This window comes from Actinacidiphila sp. bgisy144 (assembly GCF_057708105.1).
In genome coordinates this window covers 1-3,278 of sequence record NZ_JBYIRM010000084.1, presented here as the reverse complement: position 1 = coordinate 3,278, position 3,278 = coordinate 1, and the positions used below count along the sequence as shown (strand labels likewise).

The following is a 3,278-nucleotide window of genomic DNA, read 5'->3' as shown; positions in this document are numbered from 1 at the left end:
GTGCTCCCTCCGCCGTTGCCGTAGCCCTGCGCGGTGATGTTGGCCTGGACGCTGTTCTCGGTGGCGTCGGACGGGTAGCCGCTGGTCATGACGCCTTCGTAGAAGGTGCCCTGGGCGCCCTTGCTGTTGTCGCCGCCGGTGCCGAGGATGATGGCGCCCTGCTTCTTCATCGGGTTGTAGCCGGAGACGTTGGGGCGCACGCCGTCGTAGAAGGTGGACAGGCTGCCGGACTGCGCGTTGCCGCCGCGGATGGCCCAGTGGTTCGGGCCGCCCTTGATGATCGCGGTGGTGTAGCGGTAGTTGATGGTGGGGTCACCGGAGTTGAGGTGCTGGTTGACGCCGGAGAAGAGGCCGTTCTCCAGGTCGGCCATGATCCAGGGTCCGTTGCCCGAGCCGTAGCCCCAGACCTTGATGTTGCCGAAGTAGATGGCCTCCATGGTGCCGTTGCCGTCGTCGTTGCTGTCGGTCTCGGCGTTGCCGTAGTCGAAGCAGCAGCCGCCGTTGTAGTGGGTGCCGTCGAGGACGGCGTACATGCCCTCGGGGTTGTCCCCGGTGGCGATGCCGCTGGTGTGGTTGTCGCGGTAGCCGGTGCCGGGGGCCACGAAGACGCCGTACGCCTTGTGACCGGCGACGGTGGTGGGAGCGGCGGTGGCGTCGGCGAGGTTGTCCGGTCCGCCGGCCGCGCCACCCGCGGGCGCCTGGGTGAGGTTGTTGCCCCGTCCGGACTGGTCGTAGATCACGGTGATCACGCAAGCGGTGCCGGCGCAGAAGGAGTCCTGCGCCGCGGCGTTGGCGTACCCCCCGGCGCTGAGCACGCCGATGTCCTGGGTCGCGTTGTCCGAAGCCCGCCTGACCTGGTAGAGCGAGCCGCTGTACGAGGAGTACAGCGCCCGGGTCGTGCTGTGCGCCGCCACGCAGGGCGTGCCACCGCTGGCGTAGATGTCGCACGGCCCGGGCGTGGCGGCCTGCGCCGTCCCCGACGACATCCCGGCCCCGACCAACCCGCCGACGACGAGTACGGCCGCGGCCGCCACCCGAGCCAGAAAGGCGGCCTTACGTGACGACGGGCGCTGCGGCGGACCGGAGAGCACCGCGCCGCCGGCGTCGAGCAGGCGACCGAGCAGACCTTTCACGGATGCGGTTCCCATGGAACTCCCTCTTCGAATGTGATCGCTAACATATTTCCTTCTCCCAGCAAGCCGAACTACTCCTTCCAGGAATGCGGAGACGATCCGACCCGCGGCATGTGCGATGACCCGGCGGCCCGGACGTTTCGGGGGAGAGCACGCGCGCGAAACCGGCCCACTCCCAAAGCCTGCGCCAAAGCCTGCGCCGACGAGGAAACGGCGGGCGCCGGAACACGGCGAACCGAGCGGGTCGGCACCCCGGCGAAACGACCGGGACCGGTCCATGCCGCGGGCCGCGTCCGTGTCGGCGGCATCCGGGCGTCGGGCGCCCGTCGTTGGCAGATCCCGCGACGGCGCACCCGGAAACAGCCGCGCGCGAGGCGAACGCCCTCCTCGGGGCACGCTTCGCCCCGCCCGCGCCTACGTGCGCTCCGGGTCGGCGGCAGCCGCCGACCGCCGTGGCCACCGGTCGGCGGCCACGGATGGCCGGTGCGGCCGTGCCCACGGACGGATGCGGGGAGGAATCCGCCGGCGTCCGCTCCGAAAGAGCCGAGGAGCCGAAGGGCCGGAAAGTCCAGGGCCGGTCTTCGGCCGGGCCGGCGCGCGGGCCGGGAATCTCGCCCCGCAATGGGGCCGTCTTCTACGGGTGTTCACTCATGTCTCCTGGTCGTGGGGGGTGAGGCCAAGGGTGTGAGCGCTAACAAAACTACCGCAGATGCCGGTCCGCGGAAGCTGGCTGCCTCGAATCCGACGGCGGGAGCATCCACCTCCGCGGAACCCACTGTCAACCCTTCGCACACAATGGCGTGTTCGGGACGGGCCGGCCGGCTCACCCCGGCTCAATTGCGCTCCATGTCATTGACGCCACCGGCTCCTTCTGTTTGTCTGATGCGTCGCGGCCCTTGTCGGCCCCTTCCGATTGCCGGATCGGATCGTTCGTGCGGGGCGGGGACCTGCCCGTCGGGTGTGTCCCTCCGCTCCTCCACGCCGCGCGCATGAGATCGCTCCTCCTGGCGGTTGCGCGTCCCTCGCAGGTAGTCGCTGCCATTCCACTGCTGGAGGACACATGACCCAGAAATTCCGCCTGCTCCGTTTACGGTGCTCCCGGCTGCGTTCCCTCGTGACCGGCATGGCCGTCGTCGCGGCAGGTGCCCCACTCCTCGCCCTGGGCACCGCGGGAACCGCCCAGGCAGCCACGTCACTTCACACCCTCGCCGACGCCCAGGGCCGCTACTACGGCACTGCCCTGACGGCCTCGGACCTCTCCAACGGCAACGAGACCGCCATCGCGAACGCGCAGTTCGACGCGCTCACCCCCGGCAACGAGATGAAGTGGGACACCACGGAACCGGCCAACGGCCAGTACAACTTCGGGCCCGGCGACCAGATCGCCTCGTACGCGAAGTCCCACGGCATGCGCGTCCGCGGCCACAACCTGGTCTGGCAGTCCCAACTGCCCTCCTGGGTCAGCAGCTTGCCGGCCAACCAGGTGCAAGGTGCCATGGACGCGCACATCACCACCGAGGTCAACCACTACAAGGGGCAGATCTACGCCTGGGACGTGGTCAACGAACCGTTCAACGGCGACGGCTCCTTCGTCAACGACGTGTTCTACCAGGCCATGGGCCAGAACTACTTCGCCGAGGCCCTGCGCACCGCCCACGCGGCCGATCCGAGCGCCCGGCTCTACATCAACGACTACGGCATCGAGGGGGAGAACGCCAAGAGCAACGCCATGTACAACCTGGCCAAGAGCCTGCTCGCCCAGGGGGTGCCCCTGGGCGGGATCGGATTCGAGAGCCACTTCATCGTCGGGCAGGTTCCCTCCGACTTCCAGGCGAACATGCAGCGCTTCGCGAACCTGGGCCTGGACGTCGCCGTGACCGAACTCGACGACCGCATCCAGCTGCCGGCCTCCACCGCGAACCTCCAGCAGCAGGCCACCGACTACGGCAACGTCACCAAGGACTGCCTCGCGGTCGCACGGTGTGTCGGCATCTCGCAGTGGGGGGTGGACGACGGCCACTCCTGGATCGACGGCACCTTCCCCGGCTGGGGCGCCGCGACCATGTACGACCGCGACTTCCAGCCGAAACCGGCCTACGACGCCACGGTGACCGCCCTCGGCGGGTCCTCGTCCGGCGGTGGTGG

At 69.2% G+C, this 3,278-nt stretch carries 2 protein-coding genes; one reads left to right on the top strand and one right to left on the bottom strand.

Translation table 11 applies throughout. The features are described 5' to 3' along the window. A partial coding sequence (locus tag AC3EVP_RS36750; protein ID WP_435138100.1) for an arabinofuranosidase catalytic domain-containing protein occupies positions 1 to 986 on the bottom strand: 986 nt, incomplete at its 3' end. A gap of 1,270 nt (positions 987 to 2,256) precedes the next feature. Between AC3EVP_RS36750 and AC3EVP_RS36745 the strand changes: the two genes are divergently transcribed. Next, positions 2,257 to 3,278: glycoside hydrolase family 10 protein (locus AC3EVP_RS36745; RefSeq protein WP_435138097.1), on the top strand; the 1,022-nt coding region annotated here is incomplete at its 3' end.